Origin of the sequence: Nocardioides sp. NBC_00368, assembly GCF_036090055.1 — a bacterium.
Classification (GTDB): Bacteria; Actinomycetota; Actinomycetes; order Propionibacteriales; family Nocardioidaceae; genus Nocardioides.
In genome coordinates this window covers 818664-835800 of sequence record NZ_CP107970.1, presented here as the reverse complement: position 1 = coordinate 835800, position 17137 = coordinate 818664, and the positions used below count along the sequence as shown (strand labels likewise).

The 17137-nt window shown below is 70.3% G+C and carries 14 protein-coding genes; 3 read left to right on the top strand and 11 right to left on the bottom strand.

The window, feature by feature from the left end:
- Positions 1-1155 carry a xylose isomerase gene (gene xylA / locus OG984_RS03845; protein WP_328530329.1) on the bottom strand — a complete coding sequence of 385 codons (1155 nt, stop codon included), beginning with the start codon at positions 1153-1155 and terminating at the stop codon, positions 1-3.
- A 139-nt stretch (positions 1156-1294) separates the two neighbouring features.
- On the opposite strand from xylA, the gene OG984_RS03840 reads away from it, so the two are divergent.
- A complete protein-coding gene (locus OG984_RS03840) occupies positions 1295-2476 on the top strand; it encodes an ROK family transcriptional regulator (protein WP_328530328.1) in 1182 nt (393 codons plus the stop codon).
- A 7-nt stretch (positions 2477-2483) separates the two neighbouring features.
- Here OG984_RS03840 and OG984_RS03835 read toward each other — a convergent pair whose 3' ends face one another.
- The 4 genes from OG984_RS03835 to OG984_RS03820 all read right to left on the bottom strand — a co-directional run bounded on the left by OG984_RS03835 (position 2484) and on the right by OG984_RS03820 (position 8061).
- Positions 2484-4883: a beta-glucosidase family protein gene (locus OG984_RS03835; protein WP_328530327.1), complete on the bottom strand. Its 2400-nt coding sequence runs from the start codon at positions 4881-4883 to the stop codon at positions 2484-2486.
- 26 nt (positions 4884-4909) lie between these two features.
- Positions 4910-5758, bottom strand: coding sequence for a carbohydrate ABC transporter permease (locus tag OG984_RS03830; RefSeq protein WP_328530326.1), 849 nt, complete (start codon positions 5756-5758; stop codon positions 4910-4912).
- A complete protein-coding gene (locus OG984_RS03825; protein ID WP_328530325.1) occupies positions 5755-6624 on the bottom strand; it encodes a carbohydrate ABC transporter permease in 870 nt (289 codons plus the stop codon). The genes OG984_RS03830 and OG984_RS03825 overlap by 4 nt, the downstream gene beginning before the upstream one ends.
- 147 nt (positions 6625-6771) lie before the next feature.
- On the bottom strand, positions 6772-8061 hold the full coding sequence (locus OG984_RS03820) for an ABC transporter substrate-binding protein (RefSeq protein ID WP_328530324.1): 1290 nt from the start codon (positions 8059-8061) through the stop codon (positions 6772-6774).
- 159 nt (positions 8062-8220) lie between these two features.
- Between OG984_RS03820 and OG984_RS03815 the strand changes: the two genes are divergently transcribed.
- A complete protein-coding gene (locus OG984_RS03815) occupies positions 8221-9252 on the top strand; it encodes a LacI family DNA-binding transcriptional regulator (protein ID WP_328530323.1) in 1032 nt (343 codons plus the stop codon).
- A 79-nt stretch (positions 9253-9331) separates the two neighbouring features.
- On the opposite strand, the gene OG984_RS03810 is transcribed toward OG984_RS03815, so the two are convergent.
- Genes OG984_RS03810 through OG984_RS03800 form a run of 3 tightly spaced genes read right to left on the bottom strand, consistent with a single transcriptional unit; the run spans position 9332 to position 12470 of the window.
- Positions 9332-10606, bottom strand: a complete 1275-nt coding sequence (locus tag OG984_RS03810) for a sugar ABC transporter permease (RefSeq protein WP_328530322.1) — start codon at positions 10604-10606, stop codon at positions 9332-9334.
- Positions 10603-11352, bottom strand: coding sequence for an ATP-binding cassette domain-containing protein (locus OG984_RS03805; RefSeq protein ID WP_328530321.1), 750 nt, complete (start codon positions 11350-11352; stop codon positions 10603-10605). The genes OG984_RS03810 and OG984_RS03805 overlap by 4 nt, the downstream gene beginning before the upstream one ends.
- On the bottom strand, positions 11349-12470 hold the full coding sequence (locus OG984_RS03800; RefSeq protein ID WP_328530320.1) for a sugar ABC transporter substrate-binding protein: 1122 nt from the start codon (positions 12468-12470) through the stop codon (positions 11349-11351). Before OG984_RS03800 ends, OG984_RS03805 begins: the two co-directional genes overlap by 4 nt.
- A 193-nt stretch (positions 12471-12663) precedes the next feature.
- On the opposite strand from OG984_RS03800, the gene OG984_RS03795 reads away from it, so the two are divergent.
- A complete protein-coding gene (locus tag OG984_RS03795; protein ID WP_328530319.1) occupies positions 12664-14814 on the top strand; it encodes an acyltransferase family protein in 2151 nt (716 codons plus the stop codon).
- Here OG984_RS03795 and OG984_RS03790 read toward each other — a convergent pair.
- Genes OG984_RS03790 through OG984_RS03780 form a run of 3 tightly spaced genes read right to left on the bottom strand, consistent with a single transcriptional unit; the run spans position 14811 to position 17016 of the window.
- Positions 14811-15215, bottom strand: a complete 405-nt coding sequence (locus OG984_RS03790; RefSeq protein ID WP_328530318.1) for a RidA family protein — start codon at positions 15213-15215, stop codon at positions 14811-14813. The two genes, OG984_RS03795 and OG984_RS03790, sit on opposite strands and share 4 nt — an antisense overlap.
- A 26-nt stretch (positions 15216-15241) precedes the next feature.
- On the bottom strand, positions 15242-15991 hold the full coding sequence (locus OG984_RS03785; protein ID WP_328530317.1) for an IclR family transcriptional regulator: 750 nt from the start codon (positions 15989-15991) through the stop codon (positions 15242-15244).
- Positions 15988-17016 (bottom strand): sugar kinase, encoded by a 1029-nt coding sequence (locus OG984_RS03780; protein ID WP_328530316.1) that lies wholly within the window; start codon positions 17014-17016, stop codon positions 15988-15990. The genes OG984_RS03785 and OG984_RS03780 overlap by 4 nt, the downstream gene beginning before the upstream one ends.
- Positions 17017-17137 lie beyond the last annotated feature (121 nt).

The window sequence follows — 17137 nt, the reverse complement described above, 5'->3', positions numbered from 1 at the left end:
CTAACGAAGCCCGAGCAGGTGGTCCATGGCCAGCTGGTCGAGGTGCTCGAACGCGTAGCCGTGGTCCAGCGCCTCGATGTCGTAGGTCGCCTTGCGGATGTCCTCGAGCGTCTCACCCTCGGCGAGGGTCGGCACGGACAGCTCCGCGACCTGCGAGGCCTCGAGCGCGGCCTTGACCTCCGGGTCCGCCCGGAACGCCGCGGCGCGCTCGCGCAGGACGAGGTAGTTGCGCATACAGCCCGCGGCGGAGGCCCACACGCCCTCCTCGTCCTCGGTGCGCGGCGGCTTGAAGTCGAAGTGGCGCGGGCCTTCGTAGCCCTTGGTCTCCAGCAGGTCGACCAGGTTGAACGCGCCGCGCAGGTTGCCGGCGCCGAAGCGGAGGTCCTGGTCGAAGCGCGGCCCGTGCTGGCCGTTGAGGTCGATGTGGAAGAGCTTGCCGTGCCACAGCGCCTGGGCGACGCCGGAGGCGAAGTTGAGCCCCGCCATCTCCTCGTGACCGACCTCCGGGTTGAGGCCGACCATCTCGGCGCGGTCGAGGCTGTTGATGAAGGCGAGGGCGTGGCCGATGGTCGGCAGCAGGATGTCGCCGCGCGGCTCGTTGGGCTTCGGCTCGATGGCGAACCGGATGTCGTAGCCCTGCTCGGTCACGTAGTCGCCGAGCAGGTTGACCGCCTCGCGGTATCGGTCCAGCGCCGCCGCGATGTCCTTCGCGGCGTGGGACTCCGCACCCTCGCGGCCACCCCACATGACGTACGTCGTGGCCCCGAGCTCCGCGGCGAGGTCGATGTTGCGCGCGACCTTGGCGATCGCGTAGCGGCGCACCTCGCGGTCGTTGGAGGTGAACCCGCCGTCACGGAAGACGGGGTGGCCGAAGAGGTTGGTCGTGGCCATCGGCACCTTGAGGCCGGTCTCGTCCAGCGCCGCCTTCAGCTTGTCGATCTCCGCCTGGCGCTCGGCGTCGCTCGCGTCGATCGCGAAGACGTCGTTGTCGTGGAAGGTGATGCCGTAGGCACCCAGCTCGGCCAGCTTGTGGACCGAGTGCGCGACGTCGAGGTGTGGCCGGCTCGCCGACCCGAAGACGTCCTGGCCGTTCCAGCCCACGGTCCACAGACCGAAGGTGAACTTGTCGTCCGGGGTGGGGGTGTACTCCGTCATGGCCTTGCTTCCTCACTTTAGTTCACAACTCGGACTATGTAACTCCGATGAAACGCGATGGCCGTCACATTGTCAACCGGTTGTGAGCGGAAAAGTCGCCTGGTTGACCTCAAGTTCATAACTTGGTCTAATCCCATCCATGACGGTCCGAAGTGAGCCTGCCCAACATGCCGGGATGCGGGCGAGCAACCTCGCGCTCGTGCTCGGCGAGGTCGCCCGCACCGGTCCGGTCTCCCGAGCCCGGGTCGCGGCGCGCACCGGCCTGACGAAGTCGTCGGTCTCCGGACTGGTGACGGATCTGATCTCCGCCGGCCTGATCGGCGAGAGCGGCCCGGCCGCGACCGAGCGCGGCCGGCCGGCCACGGCGCTCAGCCTCGCTCCCGGAGGCACCGCCGGCCTCGGTCTGGAGATCAACGTCGACTACCTGGCCGCGATGGTGACGGATCTGACCGGCGCGCCGCGCTACCACCATGTCGTACGCCGCGACAACCGCGACCGCGAGGTCGACGAGGTCGTCGCCGACCTCGTCGAGGTGGCCCGCACCGCCGCCGCCAGCGCCGCCGCCCAGGGTCTGCCGCTGGCCGGGGCGTGCGTGGCGGTGCCCGGCCTGGCCGTCGACGGCACCGTCGTACGCACTCCCAACCTGCGCTGGCCGCGGGTCGACCTCGCCGACGCGGTCGGCGAGGCGACCGGGCTCGACGTCGAGCTGGAGAACGAGGCCAACCTCGCGGCTCTCGGCGAGATGTGGTTCGGCGGTCACGAGCAGGAGGGCGCGCCCCTGCGCGACTTCGTGCACGTCTCCGGCGAGATCGGCATCGGTGGCGGCATCGTGGTCGGAGGCGAGGTCTTCCGAGGAGCGCACGCCGGTGCCGGCGAGCTCGGCCACGTCATCGTCGCCCCCGACGGCCCGCGGTGCGCCTGCGGCGGTCACGGCTGCCTGGAACGGATGGCCGGGCAGCAGGAGATCCTCGCCCGGGCCGAGGTGGCGACGATGGCCGACCTCACCCAGGCCTGCGAGGCCGGCGACCGGGCCGCCCTGGATGCGGTCACCGACGCCGGCCGTCACCTCGGGGTCGCGCTCGCCTCGGTCCTCACCCTCCTCGACCCCGCCGCGATCGTGCTGGGTGGCGCGTTCGCCACCCTCGCGCCGTGGCTCGTCACCGCGACCGAGGCCTCGATCGGTCGCCACACCGGCGCCACCGCCCCGCCGCCGCTGCTGGTCTCCGGCCTCGGCAGCGACGCAGCGGTGCGTGGGGCGGCCGGCACGGTCGTACGCCGCGTGATCGGCGACCCCGCGGCCTACCTCGCCCGCCGCCCCTGAGGCACCACTAGCGAGAGACGGTCGCCGTCGTGATCCGGCGGTCGGCGGCGCCGACGCGGTGGACGTCTCCGGTGATCGTGACCAGCACCTTGTCACTGCCCGACTCGGCGGTGGCCGAGGCGGCCTCGACCTCGGAGAGCTCGGCGATGCCCTCGGCGACCGCGGTCGCCACCTTCTCGCCGGCCGAGGCGGCCACCCAGACCTCGACGTCGCCGGGCTCGACGACGCGGGTGAGGCTCCGGTCGGTGAAGGCGAGCCGCGTCGTGGGCACCTCGAAGCGCACCACCGCCGACTCGCCCGGCTCCAGCGCGACCCGCTGATAGCCGAGCAGCTGCGAGACCGGCCGGACCACCGAGGCCAGCAGATCTCGGCCGTAGAGCTGGACCACGTCCACCCCGGCGACGTCGCCGAGGTTGGTGACCGTCACCTCCACCTCGAAGGTGCCACCGGCCGCGACCGAGCGGTCTGCCGAGAGCCCGCTGTGGCCGAAGGTGGTGTAGGAGAGGCCGAAGCCGAACGGCCGTGCCGGCGTCGGGTCGGTGGCGGTGACCTCCGAGGGGCCACCCAGGAGGGGCTGCAGGTAGCTGTAGGGCTGGGTGCCGGAGACCCGCGGCAGCGAGACCGGAAGCCGGCCCGACGGGTTGACCGCGCCCGAGACGATGCGGGCCAGCGCCGCCCCGCCCTCCTCGCCGGGGAAGAACGCCTGCAGCACGGCCGCGGGACGAGTCTCGTCCTCGAGCGCCCAGCCGATGGCGTACGGCCTGCCGGTGACGACCACGAGCACGACCGGTGTCCCGGTCGCGACGATCTCGGTGACGAGCTCGCGCTGGACCCCGGGAAGGTCGAGGGACTCGGAGTCGTTCCCCTCCCCCACGGTGCCGCGGCCGAAGAGTCCGGCCTGGTCGCCGACGACGACGATCGCCACATCGGCCTCGGCGGCCGCCGAGACGGCGGCCGGGAAACCGGAGCGGTCCGAGCCCTCGACGTCACATCCGGTCACGACCTCGACCGAGGCACCGCCGAGCTCGGCTTGGATCGCCTCGGCGATCGTGGGCAGCTCGATGCCGAACGGCTCGTCGGGATAGCTCGCCATCACGTGGTTGACGAAGGAGTAGCAGCCCATCAGCGCTTCGGCACGATCAGCGTTGGGGCCGATGACCGCCACCTTGCCGGCGCCACCCGCGAGCGGGAGCACGCCGTCGTTGCTGAGCAGGACCACCGACTCCTCGGCCAGCCGGCGTGCCAGCGCGCGGTGGGCCGGGGAGTCCAGGTCGATCGACTCCGGCGCTCCCTCCTCCAGACCCGCCACGAACGACGAGTCGAGCAGGCCGAGCTCCTCCTTCTGAGCCAGCGCCCGGAGCACGGCCCGGTCGACGAGCGACTCGGAGACCTCCCCGGAGCGGATCAGCGCCGCGAGCGGCTCGAGATAGGCATCCCCGCTGGGCAGCTCCACGTCGACACCGGCCTCCAGGGCCAGCGCCGCGGCCCGCCCGCGGTCGGCGGCGATGGCGTGCATCACCGCGAGGAACGCCACGCCGAAGTAGTCCGCGACCACGACCCCGTCGAAGCCCCAGGTCTCGCGCAGCAGGGTGGTGAGGTGCTCGACCGAGGAGTGCTGCGGCACCCCGTCGATGTCGTTGTAGGACGCCATCACCGACCTCGCTCCACCATCCAGCACCGCCATCTCGAACGGCGGCAGATAGATGTCGGCGATCTCACGGGGTCCCGCGGAGACGGGCGCATGGTTGCGGCCGGCCCGCGAGCCCGAGTAGGCGACGAAGTGCTTCAGCGTGGCATGCACGCCGGCGGACTGCAGCCCGCGGACGTACGCGGTCGCGACCGTCCCGACGAGATACGGGTCCTCGCCGATGGCCTCCTCGCAGCGGCCCCAGCGCGCGTCGCGGATCACGTCGAGCACCGGGGCGAGCCCCTGGTGCACACCGAGGGCACGCATGTCGGCGCCGATCATCCGTGCCATCTCCTCCACGGCCTCGGGATCGAAGCTCGCTCCCCAGGCCAGCGGCGTCGGGAAGGTCGCGGCCTGCCAGGCCGCCAGCCCGGTGAGACACTCCTCGTGGACCAGCGCCGGGATCCCCAGCCGGGTCTGCGAGACCAGGCGTCTCTGCTCCTCCCACAGCCATGCGGCGCGCTCGGCGGGATCGACCGGCCGGGTGCCGTACACCCGGGTGTAGTGGCCCAGGCCGTGGGCGGTGATCTCGGAGAGGCGCCGGCCGTCGCCATCGATGTCGCGACTCATCTCGTTGGCCATCGGCGCGACGACGTCGCCGCCACGGTCGAGCCAGTAGCCCACGATCTGGGCGAGCTTCTCCTCCAAGGTCATCCGCGCGTGCAGGTCGCGCACTCGCTCGGAGACCCGCGGCCAGGCGGGCAGAGGTGCGTCAGTCATTGGTTCAGTCACAGGAGGTGTCCGTTCTAGCCCTTGACCGCGCCTTGCAGACCGCTGACGAGGCGGCGCTGGAAGGCGAGGAAGAGCACGAGGGCGGGGATCATCGCGAGAGTGGTGAAGGCGAGGACGCCGGCGGTGTCGGCGGAGTGCTCGGTGGAGAAGTCGGCGACGCCGAGCGGGAGGGTGCGCATCTTGTCCTGGAGCAGCAGCAGCGGAAGCAGATAGGCGTTCCAGGAGGTCACGAACGCCAGCACCCCGACGGTGATCATCCCGGGTGCCGACAGCGGCATCAGGACCCGCCAGAAGACGCCGATCCTGCTGGCGCCGTCCATCAGCGCCGCCTCCTCCAGCTCCTTGGGCAGCGCCATCAGGAACGGCCGGAGGATGACCACCGTCATCGGCAGCGCGAACGCCGCCTGCGGCAGGGCCACGCCCCACCAGGTGTTCGCCATGTGCAGGTTGCGGGTGATGATGATGAACAGCGGGATGATCGCCACGGCCGCCGGGAAGAGCAGGCCGAGGACGAAGACCATGAACAGCGCCTCGCGCCCCCGGAACTGGTAGCGAGCCAACGGGTACGCCGCCATCAGCCCGAACACGACGGTCACCACCGTGGTGATGATCGCGATCATCGTCGAGTTGAGCGCGTACTGCCAGAACGACGGGTTGCTCAGCACCCCGGCGTAGTTGCTCCACACCCACGGGTCGGGCAGCCCGGCCGGCTTGTCGGCGAGCTGGGCGTTGGTGCGGAAGCCGCCGAGCGCCCCGTAGAGGACCGGGCCGACGGTGATCGCGACCACGATCAGCGCGATCAGGTAGACCCACAGGTTGCCGCCGCTGCGGCGGCGTGGGGTGAGATCGGCCGTGACGCTCATACCGTGTCCTCCTTGGTGTCGCGGCGCAGGATCAGGACCTGGTAGGCGAGCGCCATCGCGAAGGCGATCACGAACAGGATCACCGAGGCGGCACCCGCGATGCCGTAGTTGTGGCGCTTGGTGCCCTCGTCGATGAGGTACGTCGCCATGGTGGCCGTCGCGTTGGCCGGACCGCCCTGGGTGAGCACCCAGATCATGTCGAAGCACTGGATCGAGCCGATCATCGACAGGAAGGCCCAGGTACGCATGGTGGGCCCCAGCAGCGGGATGGTGATCCGCCACTGCGTCTGCCACCAGGAGGCGCCGTCGAGCTGGGCGGCCTCGTGGAGCTCCTCCGAGACGCCCTGCATGCCGGCCAGGAAGAGCAGCACGGCGAGGCCGAGGTACTTCCAGGTCAGCACGAGGAGCACGATCCACAGCGCGTACTCCGGAGTGCCCAGCCAGCCCTGCTCGGGTGGGGTGAGCCCGATCTGCGCGGTGAAGGCGTCGATGAAGCCGTACTGCGGCTGCAGCAGCTGGAGCCAGACCACGGCGGCGATGACCTCGGCCAGCACGTACGGCACGAAGATGATCGTGCGCAGCAGGCCCTGGCCGCGCATCTTGCGGTTGAGCAGGAGGGCGATGGCCACACCCAGCGGGAGCTGGAGCAGGATCGAGCCCACCACGATGACCATGTTGTGGCCGACCGCGCTGCGGAAGACCTCGTCGCCGAGGACCTCGACGTAGTTCTCCAGGCCGACGAAGTCGGTCAGGTCACCGAAGCCCTTCCAGTCGTAGACCGAGAAACGCACCGCGGTGACGATGGGCCAGGCGACGAAGAGCGCGATGAGCGCGAGCGCCGGGGTTACGAAGACAAGGATCTCCAAGCGCTTGCGCCAGGCGTCACCACGAAGTCCGGTCCTCCTGGGACCGCCGGGTGCCCGGCGTACAGCACCTGTACGCCGGGCGTCCGATGTGGCGTGCCCTGACGCCGCGGGAGCGGCTTCGGTCACGTCGTGTGTCACAGGCTCAGCTCACTTTTCCTTGTCCGCGGCTTCCTGGGTGGCCGTGACGATGTCGGCCCCCGTGCCCTTGCCGGCGAACACGTTGACGATCGCGTCGTTCATGGCGCCGCCGACGGCCTGGCCGAAGGCGGTGTCGAAGTAGAGCTGGACGTACGGCGCGCTGTCGCGCACCTTGATCAGGTCGGCCAGGGCGGGGTCGGTCAGCGCGCCGGTCGCGTCGGGGTTGGTCGGCAGGCCCATCCCGTTCTCCGCGAAGCCCGTCTGGACGTCGGTGGAGAGGAGGTGCTTGACGAAGTCGACCGAGGCGTCCGGGGCACCCTCGGAGACGGCCCAGGCGTCACCGCCGCCCATCTGGGCGCCCGGGTCGCCCTGGCCACCCTCGATCTGCGGGAAGGCGAACCAGCCGGTCTTGTCGCCGAGCCCCTTCTTGTCCTCGGTGATGCCCTGCATCACGCCGGGCTCCCAGTGGCCGGCGAGCTCCATGGCGACCTTGCCGGTCGCGAGGAGACCGGAGGCCGAGGTCGGGCCCTCCTGGGCGCCGGTGGAGAGGAAGCCGTTGTTGAACGGCTTCTGGGCCACGATGTCGGCGAGGTCGTCGCCGGCCTTCTCGAAGCAGGGGTCGGAGAAGTCGAGGCTCTTGACCGCCGAGGTCAGCACGTCCTCGGAGCACTCCCGGACCGCGGTCCAGTAGTAGTAGTGCGCGGCCGGCCAGGCGTCCTTTGCGCCGACCGAGACCGGCTGGATCTTCGCGGCCTTGAGCTTCTCGACGGCGTCGTAGAAGTCCTCCATCGTCGTCGGCGCGGCGGTGATGCCGGCCTTGGCGAAGAGCTCCTTGTTGTACCAGAAGCCGACCACGCCGATGGAGAACGGCAGTGCGTACGTCTTGTCCTCGACCTGCCAGCCGGCGACCGAGCCGCCGATCATGTCGATCTCCTCGGCCGCGTCCTCGGACAGGTCCTTGGTCAGCCCCGCCTCGACGTGGTCGGCGAGCTCGCCGCCGCCACGCTCCATGTAGACGTCCGGGATCTGCTCGGGGTCACCGCTCTGGAACGCGGCGTCGAGCTTGGTGAGCATGTCCTCGTGCGCGAAGGCCTCGACCTTGACCTTGACGCCGGGGTTGGCCTTCTCGAAGTCCTTCGCGACCTGCTTGTAGTACCCCTTGCCGGGGTCGTTGTTGGAGTTGTGCCACCACGTGATGGTGTTGTCGTCGCCACCGGAGTCGCCCGAGCCGCCACAACCGGTGGCGGCAATCATCAATCCGGCGCACAGCGCGGCGAGCGCCTGTGTCTTCCTCGACATCTTTGGACCTTCTTCGTCACAGCTCTGGATGGGGTGATGTGACTGCCGCCACATTGTCGGGTCGAGCATGGCGGTTGTCAGGCACCGATGTCAATCGTTGTCGATAACGTTTTCGTAGATGGTTATCGACAATCCCCCGAGTGGGCTACTGTCAGGGGCATGAGTACGCTCGACCAGCCCCGCCCCCGACGGGTGACGATCACGGATGTGGCCCGGGAGGCAGGGGTCTCGGTGGCCACCGTCTCGAAGGTGATCAACGAGCGCTACGGAGTCAGCGAGGCGACCGCCGAGAAGGTCCTCGCGGTCATCGACCAGCTCGGCTACCAGTCGTCCCTGATCGCCTCCAGCCTGCGCCGCAAGTCGACGGGCGTCATCGGCGTGCTCGTGGCCGAGTTCGAGCCCTACTCGGCCGAGCTGCTCAAGGGCATCTCAGCGGCCCTGGACGGCACGGGCTATGAGCTCTTGGCGCATGCCGGCCGCAGCGGCGCCCACAACCACACCGGCTGGGAGCGCCGCTCGCTCTCCCGCCTCGGCCACACCCTGATCGACGGGGCGATCGTGGTGACCCCCTCGATGATCATCACCGACGAGACCACGATCCCGGTCGTCGCGATCGACCCCCACACTGGACCGGACGGCCCGATGACCGTCGACGCCGACAACGTCACCGGCGCCCGGCTCGCCGTCGACCACCTGATCGGGCTCGGCCACCAGCGCATCGGGTTCCTCGGCGGCCGCCCCGATCTGCGTTCCGCCGCCCTGCGCGAGCAGGGCTACCGCGAGGCTCTCTACGAGGCCGGCCTGAGCGTCTCCATCGACCTGATCCGGGTGGGCGGCTACCACCCCGAGGTCGCCGAGGCACCGGCCCGCGAGCTGCTCTCGCTCCCGGCCGGCCAGCGGCCCACCGCCATCTTCGCCGCCAACGACATCTCGGCCATCAAGGTCATCGAGGTCGCCGGCTCGCTCGGCCTGCGCGTGCCCGAGGACCTCTCGGTGATCGGCTTCGACAACGTACCCGAGGCGCGCGACGCCACTCCCCCGCTCACCACCGTCGCCCAGCCGCTCCACGAGATGGGCAGGGCCGCGCTGGAGCTCCTGCTCGAGCTGCTCGAGGGCAAGCAGACCGAGCGCCACCTGCGGCTGCCCGCCGAGCTGGTCGTACGCAGCAGCACCGCCCCGCCGAAACCGTAGTTCTGGCGGGCCGAGAATGTAGAAGTGGCGGACGAAACTGTCGTCTCGTCCGCCACTTCTGCAGTCTCGGCGAGGACAGCTACACGTGCCCCGTGGCCGAGGCCCGGCGCCTGGAGATGGCGTCGACGCTGGCCGCGACCAGCAGGACCAGGCCGGTGACCATCCAGACGGTGCCCTGAGGCTGGTCGAGCAGACCCATGCCGTTGTCGATGACGGCCACCACGGTGCCACCGATGACGGCGTCGATGACCCGGCCCTTGCCGCCGAAGAGCGAGGTGCCGCCGATGACGGCGGCGCCCACGGCGTACAGCAGGGTCGTCTCGCCACCGGTGTTCGGGTTCACCGAGTTGGTCCGGCTGGCGATCATGATGCCGGCCATCGCCGCCATCGTGGAGCACAGGATGAAGCACGACAGGCGCACCCGGAACACGTTGATCCCGGCCCTCCGCGCCGCCTCGGCGTTGCCGCCGACCGCGTAGACGTGCCGGCCCCAGGCGGTGCGGGTCAGCATGAAGGTGAGCACGATCAGCAGACCGACGATCACCAGCAGCGAGACCGGCACCCCCTTGAGCGAGGTCAGCGCCGGGTTGCGGCTGCGCTCGACGGAGAGATAGCCGACCACCACGAGCACCACAACCGTCAGCAGCCCGGTCTTCAGCGCCCACAGCAGGATGGGCTGCACGGTGAGGTTCTTGGCGCGGCGCCGGGCGTCGGCGACGTACGTCGAGGCCGCATAGCCCACGATGCAGATGATGCCGAGCGTCCAGCCGAGCCAGACCGGGAGGTTGGAGTTGTTGAGGCCGTTGATGAAGTCGTTGCGGTAGGGAATCGTCCCGCCCTCGCCGATCATCGTCAGGAGCACACCCTGGAGGCCGAGGAACGCGGCCAGGGTGACCACGAACGACGGGATCCCGAGCCTGGCCACCAGCAGCCCGATGAGCAGGCCGATCACCGCGCCGGTGAGCAGCGCGGCGATCAGGGCCGGCAGAAGCGGCCACTCCTGCCGGGTCAGGAACACCCCGAGCACGCCGGCGCAGGTGCCGCCCGCGAAGCCCGCCGAGAGGTCGATCTCGCCCAGCAGCAGCACGAAGACCAGGCCCATCGCGAGGACGGTCACGCCGGCCGACTGGCCGATCAGGTTGGCGAAGTTGAACGAGTTGGTGAACTGCTCGGGACGCAGCGCCGAGAAGACCACGACCAGCGCGATCAGGCCCAGCACCGCCGGTAGCGAACCGACCTCACCACCCTTGAGCTTGGCCAGGTAGGCGCGGAGGATCCCGCCCAGCGAGTTGTCGGGCATCGGGTCCGGCGACGCCGGATCGGTCACCGGCCGGTCGTCGACATCTGCACTCATGCAGCACCTCCTTCGGGAACCACACCGGTGGTGATCGCCTCCACGACCCGCCCACGCGTGGTGGAGGCGGCCTCGATCTGGCCGACCATGCGCCCCAGGTGCAGGACCGCGATGTCGTCGGCGACCTCGAAGACGTCGTTGAGGTTGTGGCTGATCAGCACGACGCCGAGGCCCCGGTCGGCCAGGCGCCGGACCAGCCGGAGCACCTGCTCGGTCTGCGCCACCCCGAGGGCCGCGGTCGGCTCGTCGAGGATGACCAGCTTGGAGTTCCACAGCACGGCCCGGGCGATCGCCACCGTCTGGCGCTGACCGCCGGAGAGGGAGGCCACCGGCGTACGCACCGACTTCAGGGTACGCACCGAGAGACCGTCGAGCGTCTCGCGAGCACGCTGCTCCATGGTGTCCTCGTCGACCAGCCGGAGGCGCTTCAGCTCCCGGCCGAGGAACATGTTGTGGACGACGTCGAGGTTGTCGCACAGGGCGAGATCCTGATAGACGACCTCGATCCCGAGCGCGGCGGCGTCCTTCGGGCTGGTCACCTTCACCGGCTCGCCCTCGAAGAGGTAGTCGCCGGCGTCGAAGAGGTGGATCCCGGCCATCCCCTTCACCAAAGTGCTCTTGCCGGCACCGTTGTCACCGACGAGCGCCGTCACCTTGCCCGCCCGCACCGAGAGGTCCACACCGCGCAGGACCTGCACGGCGCCGAAGGACTTCTCGACGCCGTGCAGCTCCAGCAGCGGACTCACTGAGGCACGCCGTTCTCGGTGCACAGGGCAGCGATCGCACCCGCGCACACCTCGGCGGCATCGGCCTGACCGTCCTTGATGACGGTCACGACGGACTCCTTGGTGACCCAGACGGGCTCGGCGAGCACCGACGGCACGTCCTTGCCGGCCTCGGTGTCCTCGACGGTGCCGGTGGCGAGGGCGTCGGCGGCGTCCTTGTCCTCCTCGATCAGTGCGATCGCGAGGTCCGCGGCGGCCTTGGCCTCGAGCGCGGTGTTCTTGTAGACGGTGCCGCACTGGAAGCCCTGCAGGATGTTCTGCAGACCCTCGACCGAGGCGTCCTGGCCGGTCACCGGGATCTTGCCCTGGGCGTTGTTGGCCTTCAGCCGGGCGATGATGCCGCCGGCCATGGTGTCGTTGGCCGAGACCACACCGTCGATCTTCCCACCGTTGGCGGTGTACATCTGATCGAAGACCTTCCCGGCCTTGGTCGCGTCCCACTCCCCCGACTGGTCACCGACGAGCTTGTAGGTGCCGTCGGCGATCTTCGCCTCGAGCGCCTTCTCGTAGCCGGACTTGAACAGGGCCGCGTTGTTGTCGGTGGCCGCGCCGTTGACGTAGACGATGTTGCCGCCCTTCTTGCCCGAGGCGGTGATGCACTCGTCCAGCCCTGCGCCCATCAGCTCGCCGACCTTCACGTTGTCGAAGGAGACGTAGTAGGAGGCGCCGCCGTTGAGCGTGAGCCGGTCGTAGTCGATGCTCGTCACTCCGGCGTCAGCGGCCTTCTTCAGACAGGCCGCTCCCGACTCGGAGTCGAGGTTGGTGATGATGATGACCTTGACGCCCTCGTTGATCATGCTGTCGCAGAGCTGGCCGAACTTGGCGGTGTCGCCCTGAGCGTTCTGGATCGTGGCCTCGAGGCCGGCGTCGGTGAACGCCTTCTCGAGGTTGGGCCGGTCCTGGGCCTCCCATCGGGGCGACGTGGTTGCGTCGGGGAGGATCACCCCGACGTCGGTGCCGCCCGAGCCGCCCGAGTCGCCGCCGTCGTCATCCGAGCCACCACATGCCACGAGCGATGCGGTCGACAGGGTCGCGACCGCTGCAACCGCCATCAGACGGCCGATCTTGTGCGTGTTCATCGTCCGAACTCCTCAGTCCTGGGTGTGATCTAAGTCACGTCGGGGTGCAACCTATCTCCTTCGGCGGCGATGTGAAACGGTTTCGAGGAGATCTCGACGGCGCAATGACAACGCCCGTACGCCCACACGTCACCACCGCCCGTTATGGTGCGACGGCTCCCACCCCGCCGACATCCACTAGAACAGCGATCACGTGACCGCCCTCTCGGATTTCCCCACTCCCCCGGCCGCCCCGCCACGCAGCGAACCCAAGGTCCCCAAATATGGGCACCCCTCCGGACACATCAGCGAGATCCACGGCCTGCGCGGCATCGCGCTGGCACTGGTGGTCGCCTTCCACCTCTTCGGCAACGGCCGGGTCTCCGGCGGCATCGACGTCTTCCTGGTGATCTCCGGCTTCCTCGCCACCCGGTCACTGGTGGGCAAGGCCGAGCGCGGCCAGGTGAAGCTGGGTCAGCACTACGGACGTACGTTCGCGCGGCTCGCCGCTCCGGCCCTGATCGTGCTGGCCGCGACCGCCGCCCTGATGGTGGCCTTCATCCCGCAGACGCTGTGGACGCAGACGACCCGCGAGATCGTCGCGGCCGCGACCTACCTGCTCAACTGGGAGCTCATCGCCAGCCAGCTCTCCTACGGTGCGGCGGGGCCGTCCTCGACGCCGGTGCAGCACTTCTGGTCGCTCGCGGTGCAGGGGCAGTTCTTCCTGCTGTGGCCGCTCGTGGTCGTCGGGCTCGCCTTCGTGCTGCGTGGCCGGATCGGCCTGGCGCGGGTGCTGTTCGTGCTGACCGCGGCCGCGTTCGCGGTCTCCTTCCTCTACGCCGTGAAGGTCTCCGGGGCCGATCAGGCGGCGGCCTACTTCAACTCTGTCACCCGCTTCTGGGAGATCGCCGCCGGCGCCCTGACCGCGCTCGCCCTGCGGCGCCTGAGCCTGCCCGAGAAGATCAAGCCGTACGCCGCATGGACCGGTCTCATCCTGGTTGTGACCTGCGGTTTCGTGATGGACGGCGCCGACCACTTCCCCGGCCCGCTCGCCCTGTGGCCGGTCACCGGAGCGCTGCTGGTGATGGTCGGGTCGACCTCGTCCGCACGCGGACCGCGGCGACTGCTCGAGACCGCTCCCCTGCGGTTCGTGGCCGACATCTCCTACGAGCTCTACCTGTGGCACTGGCCGCTGCTGATCGCATGGCTCTACTACACCGGCGGCGAGCGCCTCACCCTCATCTCGGCCGCGGGCGTGCTGGCCGTCTCGACGGTGCTCGCCTGGGCGACCAACCGGCTGGTGACCCGCCAGGTCCAGACGTACGTCATCGAGCCCGGCGGGCCACGAGCCCTGGTCGCCACCCTGGCTGCTCTCGCGGTCGCCGTCGGCGCGGGCTGGAGCGGGCTGGCCGCGATCAGCTACTCCGAGGACAGGGCGATCGCGGCAGCAGCCAGGCTCGCCACCGCCGACCCCTACACGACCGAGTGCCTGGGCGCCGCGGCGATGGCGGTGACCTCCTCGGGCGGGTCGTGCCGCAACCCCGACCTGCGCGGCGAGCTGATCCCCGCGGTGGCGGCCATCGGCGAGGACGACGACAACCGCAGCCAGTGCTGGTCCTTCGAGGAGCGGCCGGTGAGGTTCAGCGCCTGCCCGAACGGTGCCGCCGAGGGCTACGAGAAACGCCTGCTGATGGTCGGCGACTCGCATGCCGTCGCCCCGGTGGGCGCGCTCGACCTGATCGGCAAGCAGCGCAACTGGCGCATCGACGTCGCCTCGCGCGCCGCCTGCCACTGGAACACCCGGCCGCTCGGCCGCAACATCGCCGACAACCGCCCGGCCTGCGCGGAGTGGAACCGGCAGCTCGAGACCTATCTGCGCGCACCTGAGCAGAAGGACTTCGACGCGATCATCGTCACCCATTCCGCCCGCAAGACGACCCAGCCGCTGGCCGGCGAGACGCCCTACGAGTCCACGGTCAACGGCCTGGTCGAGGCGTGGAGCCACCGGCCCTCGAAGGACGTGCCGGTGATCGCGCTCGTCGACAACCCGATGTTCGAGCCCGACACCGCCGCCTATCTCCGCACCACGCTGGGCTGCATCCAGCGGCACTCGCCCGAGACCGCGGGCGAGGCGTGCGGGCGTCCGCGCACGGACGTGGTCGTCGAGGACCCGCACCGCGACGCGGTCGCCCGCGACCCGAACGCACACCTGGTCGACCTGACCCACCTGTTCTGCGAGGACAGGCTGTGCCCGGCGGTGATCGGCAACGTCATCGTCTACCGCGACGGAAACCACATCACCTCGCGCTACGCCCGCACGCTGGCGCCCTACCTGGGCAAGGAGCTCGCCCAGATCGTGGATTAACGGGCGACGGCGAGAGCGTCGATCTCGACGAGCATCTCCTCGCGCGGCAGACCGGTCATCACGGTGGTACGGCACGGGAGGATGCCGCCCTCGGCGACCCGCGAGCCGATGAACTCGCCGTAGGCCTCGTTCATCGCGGCGAAGTCGTCGCGGGTCGTGAGGTAGACCCGAAGCATCAGCACGTCCTCGAACCCGGCACCGGCGGCGGCCAGGATCGCCTCCACGTTCTGCAGGGTGCGCACGGTCTGGGCCTTCACGTCACCGGGGAACAGGTATTCGTTGGTGGCGGGGTCGACCGGACCCTGGCCGGAGACCTGGATCAGGCCGCCGCGGACGACGCCCTGGGAGAAGGTGTGCGCGGGGGCCGGGGCCTGGTCGGTGGAGATGCGGACGTCGGACATCGGTTGGTTTCCTCTCGGGGTGTTTCTCATGCGCTCCGGCCGGCCCAGTCGGCGGAGATCGCTTCGGTCGCCGCGAGGAGCTGCGGCACCAGGGCACGCACCCCCTCGCGGGGCAGGATGACGTCGGGCACGGAGACGGAGACCGCGGCGATGACCCGCTCGGCCTCGTCGCGTACGGGCGCCCCGACGCAGTTGATGAAGTCCTCGTGCTCGGCGGCGTCCTCGGCCCAGCCCTGCTCGCGCGTGCGGGCGAGCACGTCGCGGTAGCCCGCGGCGTCGGCGATGGTGCGGCTCGTGAACGGGCGGAAGTCGATGCCCGCGATCACGGCGTCCTGCTCCCCCGGCGGGAGGCCGGCGACGAGCACCTTGCCGACGGCGGTCGCGTGCAGGGCGGCGGGCAGTCCCACACGGGAGTACATCCGCACCGAGTGCGTGCTCTCGACCTTGGCGAGATAGATCGCCGCCCCGTTCTCGTACGCAGCCAGGTGGACGGCCTGGCCGCCCGTCTCCGCCGCGAGGCGCGTCAGGTGCGGCTGGGCCACGTCACGGATCGCGTGCTGGGCGAGGGCCATCGTGCCGAGCGCGAACAGCCGCGAGCCGAGGTGGTAGCGCTGGCGGTCGTCGCGGCGTACGAACCGGTCCGCCTCCAACGTGTGCAGCAGCCGCATCGCGGTGGTCTTGTGGACGCCCAGGCTGGCGGCCACCTGGTCGAGGGACCGCTCGCCCTCACCGAGCTCGATGAGGATCTGGAGCGCGCGGGAAAGACTCTGGCTCATCGTGATGCCTCCGCAGGGGTCTCGAGCGCCGGGGAGTCGATGCCGGCGGCGCTGACCCGGGTCGCCGCCCACTCGTCCTGGGAGCACGCGAGAAGCCGCGCGCGTACGTCGACGGCCGGCGGGTCCGCATGGTCCCCGGTCGCGGCCAGAACGCCCGCAGCGACCAGGTGGCCCTGGCGCAGCCGGCCGACCGGCTCGATCCCGTCGACGAGCGCCGCCAGGTAACCCGCCGCGAAGCCGTCGCCCGCGCCCACCGGCTCCACCACGTCGACCCGCAGAGCGGGGACCTCGGTGGCGCTTCCGTCAGGGTCGTGCTCACCGGCGGCGTGCGAGTCGGCCTTGATGACGAGCCGGGGACGGTCGCCGAGGAGCTCCCGCAGGTCGTGAGGGGCGTCCACGCCGAGCGCCGCACGGGCCTCGTCGGCGCCGAGCAGGACCACGTCGGCCGCGCGGAGTAGGTCGACCAAGGGGGCGACCTCCCGGCCGGCCCACAGCGCCGGCCGCCAGTTGAGGTCGACGCTCAGCCGGAAGCCGAGCTCCTCGCGCAGCGCCAGCAGGCGGGGGACCAGCGCGGAGCCCTCCTCGAGGATGCCGGCGGTGATGCCGGAGGTGTGCACGACCTCGGCCGAGGCCAGCGCCTGCGCGACCCCCGGCTCGTCGAGCAGGTCCGCGTCCATGGCGGCCGCCGCCGAGCCGGCGCGGTAGTAGTGCATCCGGCTGCCGCCAGGAGCGGGCTCCTTCACGTAGAGCCCCGTGGGCCGCTGCGGGTCACGCTCGGCCCGGACCTGCACGCCGCGGGCGGTCAGGTCGTCGGTCACGACGTCGCCGAACGGGTCCCGGCCGAGGCGGGAGACCCAGGCGGTCCGCACGCCGAGCGCGGCCAGGGCTCCGGCCACATTGGCCTCCGCTCCCCCGACCGAGCGACGCAACGTCGCCGCCTCCGCCAGCGGCTGGTCGCCCTCCGGACGCAGGACGACCATCGCCTCCCCGAGACAGACCACTCGCACGTCTCCGCTGCTGCCCACCGATGGAGCTCCTCCCCTGTTGCTTCGTCACCCGGCCCGTTGACGACCGGTGTGGCCGATGCTACAACTATCGAACCAGATTACGCAATGAGCGTTGCATAATGTGCAACACGAGAGGACG

Bases quoted from the DNA above. Each gene is read 5' to 3' on its own strand.
- OG984_RS03810 (WP_328530322.1), bottom strand. From the start codon at position 10,606: ATGAGTGCAGATGTCGACGACCGGCCGGTGACCGATCCGGCGTCGCCG.
- OG984_RS03790 (WP_328530318.1), bottom strand. From the start codon at position 15,215: ATGTCCGACGTCCGCATCTCCACCGACCAGGCCCCGGCCCCCGCGCAC.
- xylA (WP_328530329.1), bottom strand. From the start codon at position 1,155: ATGACGGAGTACACCCCCACCCCGGACGACAAGTTCACCTTCGGTCTG.
- OG984_RS03840 (WP_328530328.1), top strand. From the start codon at position 1,295: ATGACGGTCCGAAGTGAGCCTGCCCAACATGCCGGGATGCGGGCGAGC.
- OG984_RS03785 (WP_328530317.1), bottom strand. From the start codon at position 15,991: ATGAGCCAGAGTCTTTCCCGCGCGCTCCAGATCCTCATCGAGCTCGGT.
- OG984_RS03815 (WP_328530323.1), top strand. From the start codon at position 8,221: ATGAGTACGCTCGACCAGCCCCGCCCCCGACGGGTGACGATCACGGAT.
- OG984_RS03835 (WP_328530327.1), bottom strand. From the start codon at position 4,883: ATGACTGACGCACCTCTGCCCGCCTGGCCGCGGGTCTCCGAGCGAGTG.
- OG984_RS03800 (WP_328530320.1), bottom strand. From the start codon at position 12,470: ATGAACACGCACAAGATCGGCCGTCTGATGGCGGTTGCAGCGGTCGCG.
- OG984_RS03830 (WP_328530326.1), bottom strand. From the start codon at position 5,758: ATGAGCGTCACGGCCGATCTCACCCCACGCCGCCGCAGCGGCGGCAAC.
- OG984_RS03820 (WP_328530324.1), bottom strand. From the start codon at position 8,061: ATGTCGAGGAAGACACAGGCGCTCGCCGCGCTGTGCGCCGGATTGATG.